At 70.5% G+C, this 24536-nt stretch carries 17 protein-coding genes; 4 read left to right on the top strand and 13 right to left on the bottom strand.

Features of this window, described 5'->3' with window-relative positions:
• Window positions 1-117 precede the first annotated feature (117 nt).
• The 8 genes from obgE to ACIQTP_RS02340 all read right to left on the bottom strand — a co-directional run bounded on the left by obgE (window position 118) and on the right by ACIQTP_RS02340 (window position 11887).
• Window positions 118-1554 (bottom strand): GTPase ObgE, encoded by a 1437-nt coding sequence (gene obgE / locus ACIQTP_RS02375; RefSeq protein WP_403395422.1) that lies wholly within the window; start codon window positions 1552-1554, stop codon window positions 118-120.
• Window positions 1555-1686: 132 nt separating this feature from the next.
• The gene (gene rpmA / locus ACIQTP_RS02370; protein ID WP_028802588.1) at window positions 1687-1941 is read right to left on the bottom strand and encodes a 50S ribosomal protein L27; all 255 of its coding nucleotides are present in this window, start codon (window positions 1939-1941) and stop codon (window positions 1687-1689) included.
• Window positions 1942-1955: 14 nt separating this feature from the next.
• Window positions 1956-2276, bottom strand: a complete 321-nt coding sequence (rplU, locus tag ACIQTP_RS02365; protein ID WP_006374708.1) for a 50S ribosomal protein L21 — start codon at window positions 2274-2276, stop codon at window positions 1956-1958.
• A gap of 260 nt (window positions 2277-2536) precedes the next feature.
• Window positions 2537-6595, bottom strand: a complete 4059-nt coding sequence (locus ACIQTP_RS02360) for a ribonuclease E/G (RefSeq protein WP_403395420.1) — start codon at window positions 6593-6595, stop codon at window positions 2537-2539.
• A gap of 261 nt (window positions 6596-6856) precedes the next feature.
• Window positions 6857-7633 (bottom strand): TIGR03936 family radical SAM-associated protein, encoded by a 777-nt coding sequence (locus tag ACIQTP_RS02355; protein ID WP_403395418.1) that lies wholly within the window; start codon window positions 7631-7633, stop codon window positions 6857-6859.
• Between the two features lie 48 nt (window positions 7634-7681).
• Window positions 7682-8878 (bottom strand): hypothetical protein, encoded by a 1197-nt coding sequence (locus tag ACIQTP_RS02350; RefSeq protein ID WP_403395416.1) that lies wholly within the window; start codon window positions 8876-8878, stop codon window positions 7682-7684.
• Between the two features lie 97 nt (window positions 8879-8975).
• On the bottom strand, window positions 8976-9572 hold the full coding sequence (locus ACIQTP_RS02345) for a dihydrofolate reductase family protein (protein WP_403395414.1): 597 nt from the start codon (window positions 9570-9572) through the stop codon (window positions 8976-8978).
• Window positions 9573-9736: 164 nt separating this feature from the next.
• Window positions 9737-11887, bottom strand: a complete 2151-nt coding sequence (locus tag ACIQTP_RS02340) for a restriction endonuclease (protein ID WP_403395412.1) — start codon at window positions 11885-11887, stop codon at window positions 9737-9739.
• A 208-nt stretch (window positions 11888-12095) separates the two neighbouring features.
• On the opposite strand from ACIQTP_RS02340, the gene ACIQTP_RS02335 reads away from it, so the two are divergent.
• Window positions 12096-12680 carry a TerD family protein gene (locus tag ACIQTP_RS02335; RefSeq protein WP_351434973.1) on the top strand — a complete coding sequence of 195 codons (585 nt, stop codon included), beginning with the start codon at window positions 12096-12098 and terminating at the stop codon, window positions 12678-12680.
• Window positions 12681-12790: 110 nt separating this feature from the next.
• On the opposite strand, the gene ACIQTP_RS02330 is transcribed toward ACIQTP_RS02335, so the two are convergent.
• Both ACIQTP_RS02330 and ACIQTP_RS02325 read right to left on the bottom strand, forming a co-directional pair.
• Window positions 12791-13894: a hypothetical protein gene (locus ACIQTP_RS02330; RefSeq protein WP_403395409.1), complete on the bottom strand. Its 1104-nt coding sequence runs from the start codon at window positions 13892-13894 to the stop codon at window positions 12791-12793.
• A gap of 265 nt (window positions 13895-14159) precedes the next feature.
• Window positions 14160-16796 carry an amino acid permease gene (locus tag ACIQTP_RS02325; protein ID WP_403395408.1) on the bottom strand — a complete coding sequence of 879 codons (2637 nt, stop codon included), beginning with the start codon at window positions 16794-16796 and terminating at the stop codon, window positions 14160-14162.
• A 158-nt stretch (window positions 16797-16954) separates the two neighbouring features.
• Here ACIQTP_RS02325 and ACIQTP_RS02320 point away from each other — a divergent pair, with 158 nt between their 5' ends.
• From ACIQTP_RS02320 to ACIQTP_RS02310, 3 genes are all read left to right on the top strand, one after another.
• Entirely contained in the window at window positions 16955-17374 is a 420-nt protein-coding gene (locus ACIQTP_RS02320; protein ID WP_403395406.1) for a hypothetical protein, read from the top strand.
• Between the two features lie 3 nt (window positions 17375-17377).
• Complete coding sequence (locus ACIQTP_RS02315) at window positions 17378-18025, top strand: RNA polymerase sigma factor (protein ID WP_403395404.1); 648 nt, start codon at window positions 17378-17380, stop codon at window positions 18023-18025.
• A 77-nt stretch (window positions 18026-18102) separates the two neighbouring features.
• On the top strand, window positions 18103-18921 hold the full coding sequence (locus ACIQTP_RS02310; RefSeq protein WP_403395402.1) for a hypothetical protein: 819 nt from the start codon (window positions 18103-18105) through the stop codon (window positions 18919-18921).
• A gap of 228 nt (window positions 18922-19149) precedes the next feature.
• On the opposite strand, the gene ACIQTP_RS02305 is transcribed toward ACIQTP_RS02310, so the two are convergent.
• From ACIQTP_RS02305 to ACIQTP_RS02295, 3 genes are all read right to left on the bottom strand, one after another.
• Entirely contained in the window at window positions 19150-19890 is a 741-nt protein-coding gene (locus tag ACIQTP_RS02305; RefSeq protein WP_403395400.1) for a hypothetical protein, read from the bottom strand.
• Window positions 19891-20277: 387 nt separating this feature from the next.
• Entirely contained in the window at window positions 20278-22248 is a 1971-nt protein-coding gene (locus ACIQTP_RS02300; RefSeq protein ID WP_403395398.1) for a TIGR03960 family B12-binding radical SAM protein, read from the bottom strand.
• An 81-nt stretch (window positions 22249-22329) separates the two neighbouring features.
• The gene (locus ACIQTP_RS02295) at window positions 22330-23928 is read right to left on the bottom strand and encodes a CHAD domain-containing protein (RefSeq protein WP_403395396.1); all 1599 of its coding nucleotides are present in this window, start codon (window positions 23926-23928) and stop codon (window positions 22330-22332) included.
• Window positions 23929-24536: the final 608 nt, after the last annotated feature.

Here is a 24536-nt window from a genome sequence, read left to right as displayed (position 1 = left end):
CCTGCCTGGGGGCTCCGCCCCCGGACCCCCAAAAAGATCGCGCGGTCCCCCGCGCCCCTAAAAGGGACACGGGGAACTGCGCGAACAAACCCCACCCACCCGCAACCGAGCGTCGGCCTAGAAGGGCTCGAAGTCGTCGTACTCCTTCTCCGCGTCGTCCCGCTCCGCCTGCTTGTCGCGGCGGCGCTGCGCCGCGGGCCGCGGGGCTTCGAGGCGGTGGTCCTCGCCACGGCGGCCGAGCATCTCCGCGCCGGCCATGACGGTGGGCTCCCAGTCGAAGACGACCGCGTTCTCCTCGGGGCCGATGGCGACGCCGTCGCCCGAGCGGGCACCCGCCTTCATCAGCTCCGCCTCGACGCCGAGGCGGTTGAGACGGTCGGCGAGGTAGCCGACGGCCTCGTCGTTGTTGAAGTCGGTCTGGCGGACCCAGCGTTCGGGCTTCTCGCCGCGCACGCGGTAGAGGCCGTCCTCCTCCTGGACCACGGTGAAGCCGGTGTCGTCGACCGCCTTCGGGCGGATGACGATCCGGGTCGCCTCCTCCTTGGGCTTGGCGGCGCGCGCCGTGCCGACCAGCTCGGCGAGGGCGAAGGACAGCTCCTTCAGGCCCATGTGCGCCACGGCCGACACCTCGAAGACGCGGTAGCCGCGGGCCTCCAGGTCGGGGCGGACCATCTCGGCGAGGTCCTTGCCGTCGGGCACGTCGATCTTGTTGAGGACGACGATGCGCGGACGGTTGCCGAGGCCGCCGTACTGCTTCAGCTCTTCCTCGATGATGTCGAGGTCGGTGACCGGGTCACGCTCGGACTCCAGGGTCGCCGTGTCCAGCACGTGGACCAGCACACTGCAGCGCTCGACGTGGCGGAGGAACTCGAGGCCGAGGCCCTTGCCCTGGCTGGCGCCGGGGATGAGGCCGGGCACGTCCGCGATCGTGTAGACGGTCTCGCCCGCCGTCACCACGCCCAGGTTGGGGACGAGAGTCGTGAAGGGGTAGTCCGCGATCTTCGGCTTGGCGGCCGACAGGACGGAGATGAGGGACGACTTGCCGGCGCTGGGGTAGCCGACGAGGGCCACGTCAGCGACGGTCTTCAGCTCCAGGACGATGTCCTGGAAGTCGCCGGGGACACCGAGCAGCGCGAAGCCGGGCGCCTTGCGGCGGGCCGAGGCCAGCGCCGCGTTGCCGAGGCCACCGCGACCGCCCTGCGCGGCGATGTACGACGTGCCGTGGCCGACGAGGTCCGCGAGGACGTTGCCCGCCTTGTCGAGCACGACCGTGCCGTCCGGCACCGGCAGGATCAGGTCCTGCCCGTCCTTGCCGGAGCGGTTGCCGCCCTCACCGGGCTTGCCGTTGGTGGCGCTGCGGTGCGGCTTGTGGTGGTAGTCGAGCAGCGTGGTGACGGACTGGTCGACGACCAGCATCACGTCACCGCCCCGGCCGCCGTTGCCGCCGTCCGGGCCGCCGAGCGGCTTGAACTTCTCCCGGTGTACGGAGGCACAGCCGTGGCCTCCGCTACCCGCGGCGACGTGCAGCTCGACGCGGTCCACGAAGGTGGTCATGGGATGTGCCTCCAGTTACGTACGAAAGTCCTGCGCAGCCCTGTATGCCACAGAGCCGCTTCTATTCAAAACACGCGAAAGGCGGACCCGCTTCCCGTACGGGAAGTGAGGTCCGCCTCGCGAAAGAACCGGTCAGGCGACCGGAACGATGTTCACGACCTTGCGGCCACGGTGGGTACCGAACTCCACCGCACCGGCGTCAAGGGCGAACAGCGTGTCGTCCTTGCCACGGCCGACGCCGTTGCCCGGGTGGAAGTGGGTGCCGCGCTGGCGGACCAGGATCTCACCGGCGTTGACGACCTGACCGCCGAAGCGCTTCACGCCGAGCCGCTGAGCATTGGAGTCGCGACCGTTCCGAGTGGACGATGCGCCCTTCTTGTGTGCCATCTCTCCTCAGTCCCTTACTTCGCAGCCGCGGGGATCTCAGTGACCTTGATCGCCGTGTACTGCTGGCGGTGGCCCTGACGACGGCGGTAACCGGTCTTGTTCTTGTAGCGAAGGATGTCGATCTTGACGCCCTTGTGGTGGTCCACGATCTCGGCCTGGACCTTGATGCCGGCAAGGACCCAGGGGTCGCTGGTCACGGCGTCGCCGTCGACAACGAGCAGGGTCGAGAGCTCGACCGTGTCGCCAACCTTGGCAGTGGAAATCTTGTCAACCTCAACGATGTCGCCGACAGCAACCTTGTGCTGGCGACCACCGCTGCGCACGATGGCGTACACGCGGATCTCTCTCTCGCTCGGAACGGAACCCCGCAGTCCAGCCACGCGCTGCGCGAGCGGCCTCTCCCGGAGCGCACGGCATGCGAACACGCACGACACGCAGAATTCCGGGAGGAAGAGGTTTACGGGGGTGCGGCGCGTCAGGAGACACGCCGACGGTCTAGGTTACGGGGCCCGGCTTGAGGGGTCAAACCGGGCCGCCGTCATGCTGTCGGAGCCGCGGAAGGACCGACTTTCGTCGGCCCTCCGCCGGTTCCGCGTCAGTCCTCGGTGGTCGCCGAGACTGTCGAACGGTCCTGCCGCTCGGCCGCCGCGGTCTTCTTCGCGGTGGTCTTGGCGGCCGTCTTCTTCGCGGTCGCCTTCTTGGCCGTGGCCTTCTTGGCGACCGTCTTCTTGGCAGCAGCGGTCTTCTTGGTGGCGGCCTTCTTGGCCGTCGCCTTCTTGGCCGTCTTGCGGGCGGCCGTCTTCTTGGCCGGGGCCGCGGCCTCGGTGTCCGTCTCGACCGCGGTCTCGGCCGACGACCCGACCGCCTCGGCCGGCTCCGCCGAGGCCGACGGGACGACCACGACGGCCGCCTCCTCGGACGCGGTGGGCGCGGTGGCCTTGCGGACGGCGCGGCGACGCGGGCGAGCCGGCGCGGCGCTCTCGGCGACCGGCTCGGGCTGCGGCTCGACGACCTCGGCGGCGGCCTCGGGCACGGGCGCCGCGACCGGCTCCGTGACCGTCACCACGGCCTCTTCCGCCGCCTTCGGGGAACCGGCCGGAGCCGACACCTTGCGGGTGGCACGACGACGCGTACGGCCCTTGGGAGCGGCCTCGTCCTCCGGTACGGCGGCCACGGGGGCCGGAGCGGCCTCGGGAGCCGGCGTGACCTCGGGAGCCTCGGCGACCGGCGCCTCGACGACCGGGTCCTCGACCGCGACCGGCACGGACTCGGCGTCCTCACGGGACGTCAGAGCCCGCTCGGTCCGCTCGGCCCGCTCCTCACGGCGGCCCCGGGGAGCACGCTCCTCGGCCTTCGGCGCACCCGCGGGAGCCGACGCGCGCCGGGTCGCCCGGCGCCGCGAACGGCCGCCACGGGAAGCCGCGGCCTCCGCCTCGGCGGCGCTGCTGTACAGCTCCTCGTCCGGCTGGAACTCCGACTCGACCAGTGCGACGGGCGCGGCGACCTCGGCGGCCACCTCGGCCTCGCTCTCGACCGTCTCCGGCTCCTCCGCGATCTCGTGCGTGTGCTCGAGCTCGTGGTCGTGCTCGTGGACCTGCTCGGCACCACCACGGCCGCGCTTCTTGCGCTTGCCGCCGCCTCCGACGGAGGTCGGCTGCTCCATGTGCACGATCACGCCACGGCCGTTGCAGTGGACGCAGGTCTCGGAGAAGGACTCCAGGAGGCCCTGTCCGACGCGCTTGCGGGTCATCTGCACGAGGCCCAGCGAGGTGACCTCGGCGACCTGGTGCTTCGTACGGTCGCGTCCCAGGCACTCCAGGAGGCGCCGCAGCACCAGGTCCCGGTTGGACTCGAGGACCATGTCGATGAAGTCGATGACGACGATGCCGCCCAGGTCGCGCAGCCGCAGCTGGCGCACGATCTCCTCGGCCGCCTCCAGGTTGTTCCTGGTCACGGTCTCTTCGAGGTTGCCGCCCTGACCGGTGAACTTGCCGGTGTTGACGTCGACCACGACCATGGCCTCGGTCTTGTCGATCACCAGCGAACCGCCGCTGGGCAGCCAGACCTTGCGGTCCAGGGCCTTCATCAGCTGCTCGTCGATGCGGTACGTCGCGAAGACGTCGACCTCGGAGGTCCACTTCGAGAGGCGGTCGGCCAGGTCGGGCGCGACGTGGGACACGTACCCGTGGATGGTCTCCCACGCCTCGTCGCCGCTGACGATGACCTTGGTGAAGTCCTCGTTGAAGATGTCGCGGACGACACGCACGGTCATGTCCGGCTCGCCGTACAGCAGCGACGGCGCGTTCGAGCTGCCGCCGTTCTTCGCCTTCTTCTGGATGTCCTCCCACTGCGCCTGCAGGCGCTCGACGTCGCGGCGCAGCTCGTCCTCGCTCGCGCCCTCGGCGGCGGTGCGCACGATGACGCCCGCGTCCTCGGGGACGATCTTCTTGAGGATGGTCTTCAGGCGCGCGCGCTCGGTGTCGGGCAGCTTGCGGCTGATGCCGGTCATCGAGCCCTCGGGCACGTAGACCAGGTAGCGGCCGGGCAGGGAGACCTGGCTGGTGAGGCGGGCGCCCTTGTGGCCGATCGGGTCCTTGGTGACCTGCACGAGGACCGACTGGCCGGACTTCAGCGCGCTCTCGATGCGGCGCGGCCCGTTGGCCATGCCGAGCGCCTCGAAGTTGACCTCACCGGCATAGAGCACGGCGTTGCGGCCCTTGCCGATGTCGATGAAGGCGGCCTCCATCGACGGCAGCACGTTCTGGACCTTGCCCAGGTAGACGTTGCCGACGTACGAGGTCGACTGCTCCTTGTTGACGTAGTGCTCGACGAGCACGTTGTCCTCGAGGACGCCGATCTGGGTGCGCTCGCCGCTCTGGCGGACGACCATCACGCGCTCGACGGCCTCACGGCGGGCCAGGAACTCGGCCTCGGTGATGATCGGAACGCGACGGCGGCCCTGCTCGCGCCCTTCACGACGGCGCTGCTTCTTGGCTTCGAGGCGGGTCGAGCCCTTGATGGACTGCACCTCGTCGGACGGGTGCTCGTCCTTCTTGCCGCGCGGCTCGCGGACCTTGACGACCGTGCGCTCGGGGTCGTTCTCGCCGGCCTCGGACTCGGGACCGGCGTCACCGGCGCGACGACGACGCCGGCGGCGGCGACGGCTGCTGCTGGAGCCGGAACCGCCCGGCTCGTCGCGCTCGTCCGCCTCCTCGGCGTCCTCCTCGGCCTGCTCGGCGGTGTCCTCGGCGTCCTGCGCGGCCTGCTCGGTGGCGTACTCGTCGTCACCGGCCTCACCGTCCGCCTCGGCGGACTCGCCGCGGCGACGGCGACGGCCACCACGACGGCGGCGGCGGCGCGAGCCCGCGGACTCCTCCTCGGACTCGTCGTCCTCGACGCCGTCCTCCGCGTCCTCGGCGGACTCAGCGGGCTCCTCCGCCTCGTCGACGGGCTCCGCGGCCGGGGCCGCAGGCGCCTCCTCGACGGTCCGGCGGCGACGACGACGGCGTCCGCCGGTCTCCTCCTCGACGGCCACGGGTGCCTCGACGACCTCTTCGGGCGCGGGGGCCTCGGCGGTCTCGGCGGCCACTTCCGCCGCCTCGGCGGCAGCCGCGGCGGCGGCCCGCTCCGGCGTCTGGAACATCGGCTCGGTGAACACGGGCGCCTGGAACACGGCGACGGCCGGACGCGCGGGCCGTCGCCCGGACTCGGCCTCCTTCGGCGCGGGGGCGGAGAAACCGACAGCGGCCTTGCGCGTGGCACGGCGGCGGGTCCGGCGCGGGGCGCCGTCCTCGGCGGTCTCGGCCTCGGCCTCGGGCTTGGTCTCGGCCGCGGGCTTGGTCTCGGCCTCGGCGGCGGGCTTGCTCTCGCTGGGGCTGGTCTCGCTGGTCACGGGCGCCTCCACACGCTCGTCGGCGGCGTCGCCCTCGGGCGCACCGGCGGGCGCGGAGACACGCCGGGTGGCGCGACGACGGGTGGTGCGGCGGGGTGCGGCGTCCTCGGCGGCGGGGGCCTCTTCGGCCTGCGCCTCGACGGGCTCCCTGACGGCCTCAGGGGTCTCAGTGACCTCAGGAGCCTCGGGAGTCCGAGCGGCCTCGGCCGCCTTGGGCGCACCGGTGGGCGCGGAGGCGCGACGGGTCGCACGACGACGCGGACGGGCGGCGGGCGCCGCCTCTTCCTCGACGGCGGGGGCCGCTTCGGCAGCGGGGGCCTCTTCGACCCGGGCCTCGGTCTCGGCGGACGCGGGCGCCACGCTCTCCGCGGCCCCTGCCGTCACCGGCGCCCCGGCGGGCGCGGACACCCGGCGGGTGGCACGGCGCCGCGTACGGCGCGGAGCGGCGTCCTCGGCGGGCTCGACCGGCTCGGCGGCAGCGGCCTGAGCCACCGCCTCCTCCACCGTCTCTTCAGTGTCTTGGGTTTCTTCGGTCTCGAGAGCCTCGGGGGCCTCGACGACCTCGGCGGATGCCATGGCCTCGGCGGATGCCACCGGCGGTATGGCCGGAGCCGTGGTCTCGGCCACGGACTGGGACTCGGCCGCGCCCGTGGGCGGGCCGGCCGGACGCGACGCCGCACGGCGGCGGCGCCGCGGCGGCAGGGTGTCGCTCGGAGTGTTGTTGTTGTCGGAACCCTCGGTGGGTTCGGTCGGCTCGAGCATGCGGGTGGATCTCCCGTCAGGCTCCCGGGCGCCGCGCCTGGTCCGGCAGTGCCGGTGACGTCCGCGGCTCGCGCGATGCGCGGTGCCGCCGTCCGGGGCGCGGGCGCCGCACGGGAGCTCTCTGTGTCCTGTCTCGCCGGTTCCGTACGCCATGTGTGCGTACGGCCTGGCGAAAGTCTTCTGGTCGGTGCGCTGCCCGACCCAGGTGGCTCCCGGATCCGAGGGCGGCGCTACGACGTCCGTCCTTACGCGGGACCTTCCTTACGCCGACGCCTTCGCGGCGGCAGTTTCGGCGGCCCCTGTGCGATCGGCTGGGGCGGCCGTGACTGCCTCGCGGTCGGGCGCGAGCGGGTCGGTCACCGTGCCGGTCTCTTCATCGAACAGCCCCTGCGCCAGCCTGGTCACCGCTGCGGCGACCGGCGGCGCCAGGTCGGCCACGGCGCGAAGACCGGACAGGACGTCGTCGGGTCGTACGGCAGGCGTCACGTGCCGAACAACCAGGCGCAGTATCGCACAGGGCTGGTCGGTCGGCCTATCGGCCTGCGGACTGTGCGCCTCGAGGCTCGCCACGGCACCGCGGGCGTCGAAGGTGCGCATCCCGTTCTTGGTCCTGCGCTGGACTTCCACCGTGTCGGCCGATGTGAAGGCGTCGACCGCGCGCTCCGCGTCCTCGGGCGCCACGCCGTCGAGGCGCAGCTCCCACACGGACGCGGTGAGCCGGTCGGCGAGACCCGACGTGCGGGCCTCGACCGCATCGATGATGTCGAGCCCGTCGGGCAGCGACTCGTCGAGGAGCTCACGCAGCTTCTGGGGGTCACGCGTCTGGGTGAGCGCGATCTCCAGGTACTCCGCCTCGCTGCCTGTACCGGTGGGTGCGGCATTGGCGTACGACACCTTCGGATGCGGCGTGAACCCCGCCGAGTACGCCATCGGCACCTCGGCACGGCGCAACGCACGCTCGAAGGCGCGCTGGAAGTCACGGTGGCTGGTGAACCGGAGGCGGCCGCGCTTGGTGTAGCGCAGTCGGATGCGCTGCACCGCGGGTGCGGGCGGCGGGCCTTCGGGCTGTCGCTTGCCCAGTGTCGTTCAGTCCTTCGTGAGAGCGGTCGTACTGCTACCTAGAGTACGTGTCCCGGCGGCTCCCGGTTCCCGCGGAACCTTCGCCAGGGGCACCCGCTCGGTCTCCCGGGGCGTGCCGAAGAGCATGCGGCGGATGTCGGCGCGGGTCTGCCGGGCCGACTCGCGGGCGGCGGCCAGGGCCTGCCGGGTCACGCGGCCCACGCCGCGCGCGGCCTCGGCGGCGGGCCGCAGGAGCGTGTCCCGGACGACGTGTCCGACCGGCGTCAGCACGCTGCGGTACGCCCAGCGCACGGGCTCCACGAAGATCCACCGGAAGAGTCGTCCGAGGAACCGGCCGACGGCGAGCGAAAGGTGTCCGGCCACCCGCCAGGCGTGCCCGAGCGCGTCCCCGACCTCCCGCGCGGCGACGGCCAGGACCCGTCCGACCGGCACGAGCACCCAGCGCCACAGGGCGAGCGCGGGCAGCACGAGCAGCACGCGCAGGGTCCAGTAGAGCGCGGCGCCGATCCCGGTGAAGATCATCCGTACGAGCCATCCGACCCCGCGCGCCGCCCACGCGATCGCCCGTCCGACGGGGGCGAGGACCCACTCGTACAACCACAGTGCCGGTACGACGATCAGCTGGCGGACCAGCCAGGCCACGACCCGGTACACCCCGAGCGCGACCGCCCCGAACCCGGTCCCGAGGCCCCTGAGCAGCCAGGTGACGGCCCGCCCGACGGGGGTCAGCACCCGGGCGTACACCCAGGCGAGTACCGCGCCGATGCCACGAAGGACCCAGGCGAACCCGGCGACGACACCGCGGAGGACCCACATGAGCCCGCCGCCGACGCCCCGCGCCACCCAGGCGATCGCGTGTCCGACCGGCGTGAGCACCGTCTCGTACATCCACACGGCGGGCACGACGAGCAGCATGTACCCGAGCCACGCCAGCGCCTTTCCGACCGGCACCACGGCGTACCGCCACAGCGTCACCCACGGCCAGACGAACACCGCCCACGCCACCCACTGGAGCACCCGCCCCACGGGGCGCAGCACGGCGTCCCGCAGAAACCTTCCGCCGACCACCAGGGCGTCCCACAGCATGCGCACCGGCACGACGAGCACGAGGACGACGATCCGCACGGGCAGGCGGATCGCGACCGTGAGGCACCCCTCGGCCGGTACTGCGGGTCGCTCAGCAGGCGACTTTTCCAGATCCATACCGACGTAGACGCATCAGGGCGCCATCTGGATGCACACCCCTGAGGCCGGTTGCGCTCCCGATCGAAACTCCTGGCGGTCGCGCCGTCCTCCCGGTCTACCGTGCGTCGGCCGGCCGGTAGACACACACGTGCACTCCCGTGCCGCTGGTGTCCGTCGAGACCAGTTCGAGCGTGCGCAGCGCGCCGTCGTCGGGGAAGATCGTCTTTCCGCCGCCGAGGAGCACCGGCATGATCACGAGCCGCAGCTCGTCGACCAGGCCCTCGCGTAGCAGGGTCCGTACGAGCGTGGGGCTGCCCATCACCAGCAGGTCCCCGCCGTCGCTCTCGCGCAGTTCCCGGATACGGCCGACGGCTTTGTCGCCGGCGATACGGGTGGTGTTGTTCCAGGTCAGCGCCGTGTCGGCCAGTGTCTCGGACACCACGTACTTCGGAATGGCGTTCATCCGGTCGGCGAACGGGTCACCGCCCCGCTCGGGCCACGCGGCGGCCATCGACTGCCAGGTGCGGCGCCCGAACAGCAGTGCCTCGGCGTTGGCCAGCGCGTCGGAGAAGAACCCGCCCACCACCTCCGGGTCGAAGAACGGGTGCGACCAGCCGCCGTGGGCGAAGCCGCCTTCGGTGTCCTCGTCCGGGCCGCCCGGGGCCTGCACGACGCCGTCCAGGCTCATGAACTCGCTGATGACGATACGCACGGGACTCATCTCCTCTGTCACGCTCCGGGTTTACAACAGGAAGACCGCGCCGCCCGCCCCGATTCATCGCGCCCGCACGATGTCGCTGTGTGACCTGACTCACAGGGCGGCGCTCTCGCGTACGGTTTCGCGCGGGTCGGCCGGGTGGGCGAAGTGGCGAGGTGTCAGTCAACTTCGATGCCGTACTCCCTGATGAGCTCTTCCAGGCCGCCCGTATATCCCTTGCCGCCGACCACGAAGTCCCAGTCGCCGCCCGCGCGACGGCGGAAGGACCCGAGGACCAGCGCGGTCTCGTGGGCGCGGCCGTCGGACACGTCGAGTCGGCCGAGCTCGGTCCCGGATCGGTCCAGCAGCCGGATGCCCGCCTCGGTGAAGCCGGACAGATCCGCTCCGGGATTGGCCTCCGGGTCGACCGCGGCGACGAGCACGAGCCGGTCGGCCCGCTCCGGCAGGGCGTCGAAGGACACCCGGATGGCCGCCTTGTCCGGTGCGGTGGCGGCGAGCGCCCGGACCGTTCCGTCGGGTGTCCGGGGGTTGTTGAAGAAGACGAAGTGGTCGTCGCTCAGGGCCCGGTTGCCGTGGCAGACGAGCGCGCACACGTCCAGGGCGACCTGGCCGGTCCAGAACATGCCGAGCCTGTTCCAGTCGTCCGCGCCGTCCCGCTCGCCCCTCTCGCCCCGCTCGTCCACCGCTTCCGGCGTTCGGGGAGCGGGAACCGGGCGGCCGGCGTTTCCGAGACGCCCGCGCAGCCCGTGGCGGTGCAGCAGGTCGACGAGTTCGCCGCCCGACACGAGTTCCAGGGGCTTGCCGTCGGCGAAGGCGTGCGATCCCGGACCGAAGCCGGAGGTCGTGACGAGAACCCCCTTGTTGGCGCCCGCGTCCTGGACCGTGCCGAACAGGTCCCGGACGGCGGTCGGAGGCACGGTGTTGCGATAGCGCTTCACCTGGACGACGATCTTGCCGCCGCGGATCGGGGTCGGATCCAGCGCGTCGACGTCCACACCGCCGTCGTTCGAACGCTGGGTCGTCACCGCCCGCATGCCCATCGCGCGGAACAGCTCAGCGACCAGCGCCTCGAAGGCGATCGGATCCATCTCGTAGAGATCGGGCTCGTCCAGGTCCGGACCGTCCAGGTCCGATCCCTGCGCACCCCCGTGGCCGCCCCCGTGGGTGACGACGCCGTCGCCGACGTCCTCGGGGTGCCGGCCCGGACGTACCGCCGCACGCTGGTCGGGGCGTGCCGACAGCTGCCCCCGGAGCCCGTCCACCAGACAGTCGACGGCGTTGACCTGCTCCAGCCGCAATCGCGCGAAGACGGCACGCGGAGCCATGACGGTGGCCAGGAAGATCCGGGCCTCCCTGCCGGTCGCCGGATCGTGGTCGTCCACGAACCCGTTCAGCGCCACCGACTCCAGCACCCCGGACTCGTCCGCCGCGAAGAGCGCGTGCAGCACCAGGAGAACGCACTGCGCCAGTACGTCCCGGTACAGGGCCCGACTCTGCGCCGCCGGCCGCGGCGTCTCCTTGTCCTGGTCGGCGGTGGGCATGTACCGCACCGACTTCACCTCGGGGACGACGTCGTACTTGGGCAGCTCCCAGTTCAGCACCAGCTGGCGTGCGGCCCGGTCGTAGGCCGCGGAAACCTGCCGGGGCAGGTCCTCGGGCCATGCGGAGGAGGCGTACAGGGCCGCGGAGAAGTACTCCACCGTGGCGTCGGGGTCGCCGTCGCGCAGCGCCGCCGCCATCTCGGACACGGCGGCGTTGTGCCGGCCGACCTCCGCCTGCTGGGCCTCGGCCCGCCGCTGGTACTCCCTCTGGTAGGCCGCCAGTTGCTGCTGCCGACGGGCTTCCGCCGCCTGCGCGGCCCCCCAGTCGCGCTCGAAGCGGGCCCGAGCGTCCGCCTGCGCCTGGGCGCGGCGGGCGGCGCCGAGCCCCCAACCACTCTGGGCCTGGTAGTGGTTCGGGTCGGGCATGGGCGTCGGATGCGCCAGCTGCCCCGGAGCGAAGGGCTCGACCCGCTGGGAACGGGTGAGCATGGCGGCCCGGAACGCGGGCGCCCGGCATCCGGCGGCCAGCAAGCCCTGCAAGGAGGCGACCCGGGCCTCCAACTCCTCGGTCCGCCGCCGCGCCTCGGCCTCCCGCTGCTGCCGGTAGGCCGCCCGCTGCTCCCGCTGGCCGCGTGCCAACTCCCTCTGGAGCGCGCGCTGTTGTCGCTCCCGATCCCGTTGCTGTCTGGACTGCGCCGCCAACTGGCGCTGCTGCTGACGCTGTGCCTCAGCCCAGATACCGACCAACCCACTGGAGCGACGACTCATGCTCTACAGGCCCTCCCCCGGAACTTCGGCGCCCTGCCACCGCACCGCCCCGGCCCCACAACCAGCAGTGATCACACGACTCTAGTCGGCGATCAGTGCCTCATGTGTCCCCTTGTCCGCTTATGAAGGGACCCCTGCCGAGGGAACACCGGGAGCTCCGTGCACACTTTGCCTGTCGCAGTCCCGTCTCCAAGAGGATGATCCACGCATGATTACGCTCACCAAAGAAGACGGCCCGGCGGATCTGGACGGAGTCACCCATCTGTCCATCGGAGTGTCCTGGGATCCCACCGCGGGCAGCAGCGGTGGAGTGATGGGCGTACTCCGCCGCAAGACCGGCACCGACCTGGACCTGATCGCCATCGCGATGCAGGGCATGGACCCGGTACGCCTGGCAGGCCTCGACTCGCTCGACCCCATGGGCAACGGTTCCCTGGTCCACAGCGGTGACAACCAGACCGGACGCGGGGAGGGCGACGACGAGACGTTGACGGTCGAGTTCGCCCGTATACCGCCCAACATCACGTCGATCGTGTTCATCGCCGCCGCCTTCAAGAAGGGCAGTTCCTTCCAGAAGGCCCGCAACATCAGTTTCAAGGTGTACGACGCGACCGGCGGCACCACTCAGCAGGTCGCCGACATCTGGCCGAGCATGCTCACCCAGGACAACGGGTGCGCCGTGGCCAAGGCCGTTCGTGTCGACGGCAGCTGGAAGCTCGAGGTCATCAATGTGACGGGGAAGATCAAGCAGGGTGACGAGCACGCCCTGATGCGCTTCGCCGTCAGCAAGTAGTCCGGCATCGGTACGTAGTCCGGCATTGTTACGTAGTCCAGCATTGTTACGTAGTCCGCCATCAGCACGTAGGACGAGGTGCCCGGGGTTCTCTGCAAGGACCCCGGGTACTACATACGCCGAATGATCTGTGCCTCCGCTCTCTCGACCGGCGTGCGGCTGTAGACATGGACCAGGGCGAGGTGGAACAGGGCGGGCGCTAGAGGGGCCCAGCGGTGGATCCGATCCGCCCGCAGCATGTACTTGGCCACTGCCGCGGGGCGGAAAGGCACGTAATCGATGGTCTGATGCTCCCACCGATCCGCGACCCCTCGGCTCATACGTGCTTGCAGGCCTTCTCGCGTCAAGTCCTTCAGCCTGGCGTAGAAGTGGGCGCTCCAGTGGCGCTTGTCGACGTCCAGCACAAAGGCAAGCAACTCCAGTGCGTACTCGTGGGGCTCGAGGGACAGCTCCTCCCGCATGCCGCGCCGGGCCACCGCGTGCACTTCGGGGGCGTTCCTGCCGGACGAGTCGATGTGCCGGGACATGCCTTCGTTGACAGAGGAGTTCCAGACACCCGGGGCCATACGGACCCGGTCACTGCGCCGGCTGACGACCAGCAGGTCGTCGGCGGTCACCACCGCCACATTCACGGCGAAGCTGCACTGCAGAAACGCGGGTGCCCGCAGCGGATCGTCCGGCGTGAGATAGCGGGAACGGGGGGTTGTCCCGTCGGCCAGTCGGCGGTCGAGCTGCTGAGCGGCGAGAAAGGTGTAGTAGTCCGTCGGGCGGAGCCTCAGGTGGACTACGGGTTGCTCTTCGAGAGCGGTGCGCGAGACGCCGAACGACTCGACCGCGTAACGGGGACCGTTCCAGATCGGAGTCCGCCCCTCCGCCCGCAAACGCTCGCTCTCCCCCTCGATCTCGGTCCGCCAGCCGTCCATGTCCGAGGGCAGTTCGATCTCCGGGTCGAGCACTTGGACATGGACGGCTTCGGCGGGTATGGACGACTCGCCGTCGCCTTCCACGATCAGGGCAGACGTGTGCAGGGGGCCCAGGGAGAAGGTCCTCCACGCGGGACTGGACTCCTCCCGCTGCCGCAGGCCGCGCACCGCGCGGGTGGAGCGAGTGCGCAGCCTGAACCAGCCGTCCTGCAACGGTTGCTGGAACAGCACCGCACACAGCATCCCGAGTACGGCGCCCACAACTCCGTTGGCCACATCGATCCCGCCCATGCCAGGCAGGGTAGGCAAGTCGATCACGCCACGCGCGATCTTGTCCTTTCCGTTACGGCCGGCTCACCTCAGTGACGGTGTCCGCTGGTCGCGGGCCGCACCACTCGGTGTGCCGACGAACGGTACGGACGGGCGCGGGCCGGCAGCGCTCACGGCAGGCGTCTTTCCGTGGAGTCGGACTCGGGCATGGGACGCCGGCGCGGCCGGCGCGAGGCCGGCGCGGTCGGAGGGCGTCGCCACGTGCGCTGCCGCCTGGCCGGGAGTGCTATCGGCCGTCCGCCGGCGGCAGGTCCTGCTCGGTCCAGATCGTCTTGCCGGTGGGTGTGTAGCGCGTGCCCCAGTGGTGGGTCATCTGGGCGATGATGAACAGACCCCGGCCTCCCTCGTCGTCGTTCGCGGCGTGCCGCAGATTGGGCGTGGTGTGGCCGGTGTCGGAGACTTCGCAGATCAGGGTCCGGTCGCGGATCAGGCGTACCTGGATCGGGCCGCCGACGTAGCGGATGACGTTGGTGACCAGTTCGCTGACGATGAGCTCACTGGCGAACGTCAGGTCGTCCAGACCCCAGTCGCGGAGCTGCTTGCCGACGGCGGTGCGGATGGTGGCCACCGCCGCCGGGTCCGGGGGCAGTTCCCACTGGGTGAACTGGTTCCGGTCGAGCAGGCGTGTGCGGGCGAGGAGCAGGGTCGCGTCCTCGTCCACGGCCCCGGGCAGCAGGGTGGTCACGGCCCGGTCGCACAGCTCTTCGAGGGACGCTCGGTGGTCGGCGAGGACCCGGGACAGCAGCGCCAGCCCGGCGTCGCGGGCGTCGGCCGCCTGGAGGAGGCCGCCCGTGAAGAGGGCGACGAGACTGCCCTGTGGGAGCTCGAGATCCGTGCTCTGGTAGGGCAGACCACCGATTCCCAGCGGCGGTCCGGGGGGCAGCTCCGGATGGTCGACGACACCCGTGTGCGGTTCGACGACCACCAGCACCGACTCCCCGGCCCGCGCCAGACTGCACTTCCCCGAGACGGGGTCGTACACGGCGTACAGGCAGGTCACGCCCAGGGCCTCGTCGGCCTGCGGCCTCAGGTTGCCCGGGCCCTGGCCGGCTCCGCGCTCGTGCGCGGTCTGCTCGACCAGGTCGTCCAGGCGGGACAGGAGCTCGTCCGGGCTCAGGTCCAGCCGGGCCAGCACGCGTACACCCGTGCGCAGGCGGCCCATGGTGGCCGCGGCGCGCAGGCCGTGACCCAGCACGTCCCCGACGACCAGGCCGACCCGGGTGCCCGACAGGGGGATGACGTCGTACCAGTCGCCGCCCACCCCGGACCCGCTGTCGGCAGGCAGGTAGCGGCTCGCCGCGTCAACGGCGGCGTGCGGCGGCAGCCGGCCCGGAAGCAGGCTCCGCTGGAGTTTGAGGGCTACGGCATGGCCACGGGTGACCAGTGGCATCAGCAGGAGACCGAGCAGCAGGGCGCCCAGGCCCAGGACCGTGACGCCGCCGGTCCTGCCGATCAGCGGCAGGTCGACGCTGGTGATGCCGTATCCGGGGTTCGCGTAGACGACGAAGGCGGCGTAGAGGAACAACAGGAGCATGATCAGCCCGCCGAGCCCCGGCAACACGCCCTTGAAGACCAGGTCTCTGGCACTGCGGGTGAGGACCTTGCGGTGGTACCAGACGCAGGCGAAGCCGGTCAGTCCGTACTGGAACGCGATCGCGAGACCGACCGAGTCGATCGAGTCGGCCAGGACGTTATGGCTGAACGACTTCAACAGGACCAGCAAGGCGATCGACACCGCGCCCATGCCGACGGTTCCCCAGGTCGGGGTGAGAAACCTGCGGTGGACCCGGGCGAACCGGGCGGGGACGGCCTTGTGGACCGCCATGGAGAAGACGGTCCTGGCCAGCGGCAGGATGGTGGTCTCAGCGGAGGCCAACGCCGAGGTCAGCACCATCAGGATCAGCAGTCTCGACAGGAGCAGCCCCGTGCCGTCGCTCCCGAACACGGCGTCGCCCAGTCCGGAGAACACATTGTCCGAGTTGTGCGCGTTGCCGAGCCCGATGCCCGAGGGGCCGACTCCCGCGAACGCCTGCGCCGAAGTGGACACCAGCCCGTACAAGATCAGGAGCAGCACGGTGGACATGACCGCGGCGCGCCCGGGGACGCACGTGCTGTCGACGGTTTCCTCGTTGACCGCGAATGAGGTGTCCCAGCCCCAGTAGATGAAGACCCCCGCGAGGATGCCGGAGGTCAGCGCCGTTGCCGAGGGCACCTCGAACGGGTTGAACCAGGAGGCGGAAACCTGGATCGCCGTCGGGGGAGGGTCGGTGTAGACCCTGACCAGTGCGGCGACGGCGAACAGGATCAGCATCACCACTTCCAGGCACAGCAGCCAGCGCTGGACAGCCGCCGAGAACTCGATGCCGACGTAGCAGATCGCGGTCAGCACGGCGATCCAGGCGATGCCCGCCACGGTGGTCCACAGCCGGCTCTCCGCCAGTCCGTCCAGGCCCACCAGCCGGAAGCCGTAGGCGGCGGCGACCTCGGCGAGACTCGCCATGACGATGATGTTGGCGACGATGAGGCCCCAGCCGCCCATCCAGCCGGTGCGCGGTCCGAAGGCGCGGGTGGCCCAGGTGAAGGTGGTCCCGCAGTCGGCGTTGCTCGCGTTCAGCTCCCGGAAGGCGCACGCGACCAGCAGCATCGGGAGGAACGCCAGCATGGTGACGATCGGGGCCTGCAGTCCGACCCCGGCCACGATGATGCCCAGCGTGGCGGCAAGGCTGAACGCCGGGCCGGTGGAGGCCAGGCCCATGGCCACCGAGGAGAACATGCCCAGGGCGTCGTTCTTGAGCCCTTTCCGGCCGGACCCCGTCCCGGGAGCGGGGCGGCCGGCGGACTCGGCGCCGCCAAAGTGCCTCACACTTGATTCCAACGCCGGGGCACTCCCCTCCGCAACAGCGCAGGGAGATCGTCTGTCTGGCGGGCTGGGGCGGTTCGGAGTTCCCCTGCGCAGGCCACAAGGCCGCGGCCTACGATCCGTAGCCGAGTCGGAACGATGCGGGGTTTCTGGGGGACGGGGTGCGGGAGCTGGAGCGGATCACCGCCCGTCGGAGCGAGCTTGACGCGCTCGCCGAGGAGTTGGGCAAGCGCGTGGACAAGGTCTGCTCCGAGCGCGAGGAGTTGGTGATCGCCGAGCGGGTGCCGCACCGCCCGGCCGCGCAGGACCGCATCGAGGTGGAGGCCGCCGTCGCGGCGGCTCCGGTGAAAGCGCAGGTGGCGGGGCGGGCGGTGCTGCTGATTCCGTTCGCCCGCGCAGTCCCCGACTCTGACCCGTCGCGCCCGGTGCCGCAGACGCAGTGGGGCCGTCGCACCGGCGAGGCCCCCGTCATCGGCAGCCCGATACCGACTGAGGACGTGTCTTCACAGCAGGGCCAGATCCGTCCGTCAAAGCGGAGCCGGCTCAGCGGGAACCTCCGGCCGGTTGCCGGACACGTATAGAGCATGGAACTGAACGATGCTGGTCCCGCCGTACCGGTCGGAGGGACATCTGACCGAGAGCTGTGGGCGAGGGCCGTCGACGGCGACCGGGAGGCGTTCGGTCGGTTGTTCGACCGTCATGGGAAGACCGTCTACAACCACCTGTTCCGGCGCACGGCCGACTGGTCCGAAGCTGAAGACCTCACGTCGACCGTGTTCTTGCACGCCTGGCGTCGGCGAGCGGAGACGGTGCTGGACCGCGACTCGGCCTTGCCGTGGCTGCTGGGCATCGCCGACCGCCTGCTGTCGAACACCAGGCGGCGGCTGAGGCGGGCCGAGGCGTTGCTGCGCCGGCTCGTCTCGCATGACGAGCCGGTGGGCGACCACGCGGACCGTGTCGCCGGCCTGGTCGACGACGAGCGTCGCATGTCGGAAATCCACCGGGCGTTGGCTCGGCTGCCGCGCCACGAACGCGATGTCGTCGAGCTCTGCGTGTGGTCGGGCCTGGATCAGCAGGCGGCTGCGGCAACGCTGGGGGTGGCGGTCGGAACCGTGAAGTCCAGACTGCACCGGGCGCGGCGGAGGCTGGGGGGCGACCTCGTTGGCGGAGCTGAGGCTCCGGCGTCATTCAGTTCGAAGAATCCCGTCAATGCGGAAGAGGTCGCACGATGAATCACACGCAGGGCATTCCTGCGGCTCCTTCCGATCGTGATCTGCCGAACCACCGGCGGACCCGAGAGGAGTTGCTGATGAAGATCGGCCCAGAGAACAACCGTGCTTCGCTGCGACGCAGGTGGGGAGTGCCGCTGGGCGTCGCCACCGGCGTTGCGGCGATGAGCGTCGCGGCCGTGGCCGTCTTCAGCGGGATAGGGGATGCCAAGCCGCTTCTCGCCGACCCCGCCGGAAACCCGACGAACACCGCCGCGTCACCGAGTCCGGGCACAACGCACGGCTCCACGTCGGCCGGAGCCGGCTCCGCGTCGTCCTCGGCTAGCGCGAGTTCCGCCCCGGGCGCATTCTCCATCACCAGCGGGAGGACGACGCCGATCGACGCCGGGACCGTCGCCAAGATCCTGGCCTCCTGCCTGGGCTCGGATGCATCGCGATTCCACGCGGTGGTCGCGGTCCGCGCACCCATCGCCTCGCAGGACGGGGACGGCGTGGTCATCGCCGTCGACTCAGCCGATCAGTACGTGCAATGCGAGTCAAAGGGCGACAAGGGCAACAGCCAGGACTCCCCGCCCACATTCATCAACAATCGCCTGTGGGGCACCGGTCACATGATCGAGTACTTCGACTCCAACCGCGAGCCCGCCGGCAAGGGGCAGTACCTCATGCTGGGCGCCGGGCACTACACCTCCGACATTGCCAAGATCACCATCAGCTACGGCGACAACCCGAAGCAGTACCCGGCGGTCATGGCAGGCGGCGCGTTCGTCTACGCGGCGGCTCTCTCCACCAACGCCCCCGGCCCGCACTATGTGGGCCCCAGCCCCTACGTGCATGCCTACAACGCATCCGGCGCGGAGATCTACAACCAGAAGAAGGACCCTCAGTTCACCGACTAGCGGTAAGTCGGCCTTTCGACCGACCTCATTGCTGCCCGGGCGATGTGCCGGGGCAGCAATGAGTGGTGTTCATCGTGAAAGCCGCAGGTCAAGTGGGCTGGTGTGCGTCGGCTTCGGGATACTCGGGCTGGTCACGGGCGGACGACTCTCGTGAAGATCGTCGGTCAGGTCAGCGGGCGACTTCGCGGTTCGCACACCAGCCCACTTGACCTGCAAGTTGCTGCCTACTCAAGAGTGACAGAGCAGGTCAAGGACGATGGCCTCGGCGTCGAGGCCGTCGAGGTAACGGTTGGCTTGTTCCCAGTAGCCGTCTGTGTCCGCGTCCATCCACGAGCCGTCAAGGGTGACCAAGGCGAAGCCGGGCACGGCGCACCGGACCGACCACAGCCGGGCTTCCTCATGTTCCTGCGCGAAGTACGCGACTGGGTCGTTGAGCAGGAACGACGTATCAAAGTGCGGGTCTCCCGCGACGGCCCTCTGGGCCACGTCCTGCACCAGCGGCTGGGCCAGATGCTCCTTCCTGGCGTCTGCCGGGGAGTACCTCTCAGAATCGGCCTCGTGGCGAGCGAGGAAGTCGGCGAGCGGGCGGGCCGGCGGGTGTATCGCCGTCAGCTCCGTCCAAGCGGAGAGCAGGGCGTCATGCGTGCGCGCCGCTCGTTCCCGCATACCGTCGAAGTCCAGCAAACCCCGAGGCCCGCCGTAGCATTCCAGCGGCCCGAGGCGATCGAGCTTGGCCTTCCTGCGCGGCACGGTTGAGGCCGTGACGAGCCTGCGGTCGCCGTCGTGCGGAGGCAACACGAGGTAGGCATTGCCCGGGCTGGAGTGGATGGCCCACCAGTCCCAGTGGCCGACCGGATTCCATTCCTCGGTGAGGTTGGCGTCATAGGGCGCCATGGTGGCAGCTACCGCCTGCGGAACCTTCCGGGGCGCGGTCGGCGGCAGACACACAGTGGCGTAGAACTTGGTCATGCCCGGGAGCGTAAGCCCTGGGATTTTGCCCACCGATCCGACTGTCACCTCATCGGATCGCTGTCTCGGCGGGCCGGCCACCCCGGCGGGGCACTCCGCAGCGTCAAAGCCCACGAACTCACGTGCCGCCAGACGTCAACGAGCCCCCTTCCCGGTGAGAAAGGGGGCTCACGACACACAGTCACGCACAAGCCGATACGGACCTCATACCCACTCCACCTCAGAGGCGATGTGTAGCGATGCCTCAGGGCCCGAAAGCGGCGTCCGAAGGGGCACTGACGGCGCCGACGGGCGAGGAGCCGAGGCGTCCGCCGCGGACAGTGCAGCCGTCACCTCGTCCTCGCCAGCCCCCGCCAGCACCCCAATCATCCGATCGAGTGCCCAGCGTCAGTGAGAGTGACCGCTCGATGCCGGCGCCGGGCCAGCGTTCTTGACCGTCAGCGGCAGAAGCTTCTTGCCGGTCGGGCCGATCTGGATGCTGGTGTCCATCTGCGGGCAGACGCCACAGTCGAAGCACGGGGTCCAGCGGCAGTCCTCGACCTCCGTCTCGTCGAGGGCGTCCTGCCAGTCCTCCCAGAGCCAGTCCTTGTCGAGGCCGGAGTCGAGGTGGTCCCAGGGGAGGACCTCCTCGTAGGTCTTCTCGCGGGTGGTGTACCAGTCGACGTCCACGCCGAAGGCGGGGAGGGTCTTCTCGGCGCAGGCCATCCAGCGGTCGTACGAGAAGTGCTCGCGCCAGCCGTCGAAGCGGCCGCCGTCCTCGTAGACCGCGCGGATGACGGCGCCGATGCGGCGGTCACCGCGGGAGAGCAGGCCCTCGACGATGCCGGGCTTGCCGTCGTGGTAGCGGAAGCCGATGGACCGGCCGTACTTCTTGTCGCCGCGGATCTTGTCGCGGAGCTTCTCCAGGCGGGCGTCCGTCTCCTCGGCGGACAGCTGGGGCGCCCACTGGAAGGGGGTGTGGGGCTTGGGGACGAAGCCGCCGATGGACACCGTGCAGCGGATGTCGTTCTGGCCGGAGACCTTGCGGCCCTCGGCGATCACGTTCATCGCCATGTCGGCGATCTGCAGGACGTCCTCGTCCGTCTCCGTCGGCAGGCCGCACATGAAGTACAGCTTCACCTGGCGCCAGCCGTTGCCGTACGCCGTGGAGACGGTCCGGATGAGGTCCTCCTCCGAGACCATCTTGTTGATGACCTTGCGCATGCGCTCGGAGCCGCCCTCCGGCGCGAAGGTCAGACCGGAGCGACGGCCGTTCCTCGTCAGCTCGTTCGCCAGGTCGACGTTGAAGGCGTCCACACGCGTCGAGGGGAGGGACAGACCGATCTTGTCCTCCTCGTAGCGGTCGGCCAGACCCTTGGCGATGTCGCCGATCTCCGAGTGGTCGGCGGAGGAGAGGGACAGGAGGCCGACCTCCTCGAAGCCCGTCGCCTTCAGGCCCTTCTCCACCATCTCGCCGATGCCCGTGATCGAGCGCTCGCGCACCGGACGGGTGATCATGCCCGCCTGGCAGAAGCGGCAGCCGCGCGTACAACCGCGGAAGATCTCCACCGACATCCGCTCGTGGACCGTCTCGGCCAGGGGGACCAGCGGCTGCTTGGGGTACGGCCACTCGTCGAGGTCCATGACCGTGTGCTTGGACACGCGCCACGGGACGCCCGACTTGTTGGGCACGACACGGGCGATCCGGCCGTCGGCGAGGTACTCGACGTCGTAGAACGCCGGGATGTAGACGTTGCCCGTCTTCGCCAGGCGGAAGAGGACCTCCTCACGGCCGCCCGGGCGGCCCTCCGCCTTCCAGGCCCGGATGATCTCGGTCATGTCGAGCACGGCCTGCTCGCCGTCGCCGATGATCGCCGCGTCGATGAAGTCGGCGATCGGCTCGGGGTTGAAGGCCGCGTGGCCGCCGGCCAGCACGATCGGGTCGTCGAGGGTGCGGTCCTTGGACTCCAGGGGGATCCCGGCCAGGTCCAGCGCCGTCAGCATGTTCGTGTAGCCCAGCTCCGTGGAGAAGGACAGTCCGAAGACGTCGAAGGCCTTCACCGGGCGGTGGCTGTCCACCGTGAACTGGGGGACCCGGTGCTCACGCATCAGCTCCTCCAGGTCCGGCCAGACGCTGTACGTGCGCTCGGCGAGGACGCCCTCACGCTCGTTCAGTACCTCGTAGAGGATCATGACGCCCTGGTTGGGCAGTCCGACCTCGTACGCGTCCGGGTACATCAGCGCCCAGCGGACGTCGCAGGTCTCCCAGGGCTTGACCGTGGAGTTGAGCTCTCCGCCGACGTACTGGATCGGCTTCTGCACATGCGGGAGCAGAGCTTCGAGCTGTGGAAACACCGATACAGCGGCTTCGGCAGGCATCTCGCGAACCTTCGTGAGCTGGGAGGTACTGACAGGGGTGACCATCCAGACTAACGCGGCCGGGACCCGCCCCCGTACGCCTCAGACGGCGCCCTTGTCCTCGATGGTCTCCCACTCCCCCGGCAGCGCCGCCTCCACCGCCGCCGCGCGCTGCTCCTGGCGGCCGTACAGCACCCCGTACGTGAACGCGTTCTCGTCGGCCTCGTGCGCCTCGGTCGCCAGCTCCCGCAGGGCTCCACGGACCATCACACTGTCCTGGTGGTCGCCCAGCAGCGTCTGCAGGGACTTCATCGACCTGACCAGGTCGGCGGCGGGTCTGCCGAGGGCGGGGGTGGCCGCCTCGGCCGCGTAGCGCGTGCGTTTGGCCTTCTTGCGGGCGTCGTGCATCGTGAGGTCGCGCTCGGAGCCGGGCGGCAGCTCGAGGGCGTCGCCGACCAGGCCGGCGACCTTCTTGAAATCCTTCCGTACGGCCTTGGCGATCACCTTCCCGGGCTTCTTCGAGGCCGCCTCCAGCAGGGGCGGTCCGGCCACCAGGGTGTCCAGCGTCGTCAGCAGGTCCAGGTAGCGCTTGCCGTCCAGTACGGCGATCAGGCGTTGCCTGGAGCCGGAGCGGCGGGCCTCCGACCAGGTGCTCACACGGGCCCGGACGGGGCCCGTGACCAGGTCGGAGGGGAGTTCGTCGAGCGCCGCTGTCAGGTGCTCGGTGAGGACCTCCTGGTCGCGGTCGACGCCCAGCTCGGCGGCGAGCCACTTCAGCTCGACGCCGATCGGATCGGTGACGGTGCGGTCGAGGATCTTGCCGTACGAGCGGAAGGTGCTGCGGAGGCGGCGGGTGGCGACGCGCATACGGTGCACGGAGTCGGGCACGTCGCGGCGGACGGCGGGGTCCAGCTCGACGATCGCGTCGCGCTGGGTGCGGACGTAGGCGAGGACGTGGTCGCCGGCGGTGCGCGGGGCCGAATCGGGGGGTTCGGGCTTCGCGGCCGTCGTCGCCTTCGACGCGTCAGCGATCTTGCCGGTCGTCCCCGCCTTGCCTGCCTTCTCCGGCTTCTCCGGCTTCGCGGACTTTCGGGAGGCCGTTTCGTCGAGTGCCTTGGCCAGTTTGGACGCGGAGGCGGAGCGTTTGAGGCCCGCCTTGCGGAGCTTCTTCTCGACCTTGTCGAGGAAGGCCGGATCGCCGTCGTCGGCGAGTTCCACCTCGATCTCGGTCCATTCCGCGCTGCCCGCGCCGCCACTGAGGCGCTCCGCGCGGACGCGGTCGACGCTGACCTCGGCGAGGAGGGTGCCGGAGGCGTCGACGAGGTGGCGGATGTCGCGGGCCGACAGGAGACGTACGACGGGGACCAGTTCGGCCTCGCGGATGCGGGAGCGAACGAGGGCGGTCAGGTCTTCGGGGACGGTGTCGGAGAGCGGGGCGCGGATTTCGTCGCGGACGCCTTCGGAGACGGGGAGTTTGAGGTGCCAGCCCGCGTCGTCGCCGCCGGTGCGGCGGCGGAGGGTGAGGGAGGCGGTGGCGAGCCGCTGGTCGGCCGTGTCGTAGTAGGTGGCGTCCAGTTCGGCTACGCCCTTGTCGATGACGCGCGAGACTCCGGGGACGTCGGTCAGGTCCGGGAGTGGCGCGTCGCCGCCGGCCGGGGGACCCTCGTACTTTCGCTCGATTTCGCGCTTGGTGTCCGCCATGAACTGAATCTAGTGGCTGTCGGGCCGGGATGGCAGTACCAGCCCCGTCGGGGACCTCCGTGAACGACCGGATCTCGCCCCCGCCGCCCCTACCCGTCCCATCCCCAGGGGCTCCGCCCCCTCACCCCCGCCAGGGGCGCCGCGCCCCCTGGACCCCCGCATCGCCCGAAGGGCTCGTCCTCAAACGCCGGACGGGCTGAGTGATACGGGCCGGGGCGGGCGGGTTGGACATGGGGACGGGTAAGGGCACGGCCTCCGGCCTCATCCTCAAACACCGAACCGGCTGAAGATGCGGGCCGGGTGGACGGGTAGGACATGAGGGCGGGTGGGGACACGGCCCCCCGCCTCGTCCTCAAACACCGAACCGGCTGAAGACGCGGGCCCGGGTGGGCGGGTTAGACATGGGGGCGGGTAAGGGCACGGCCCCCGGCCTCGTCCTCAAACACCGAACCGGCTGAAGACGCGGGCCGGGTGGGTGGGGCAGCAGCCGCCTCGTCCTCAAGCCCGGACGGACTTGAGGCTGCGGGCCGGGGTGAATGGCGTGGCCGGGACGGGTGGGTGGGCGGGCGGGTGGGGCTGGATCGGGCACCCCTCGAACACCGGACGCC

It is taken from the genome of Streptomyces sp. NPDC090798, from assembly GCF_044768965.1.
Taxonomy (GTDB): domain Bacteria; phylum Actinomycetota; class Actinomycetes; order Streptomycetales; family Streptomycetaceae; genus Streptomyces.
This window is presented reverse-complemented; position numbering and strand designations above follow the sequence as displayed.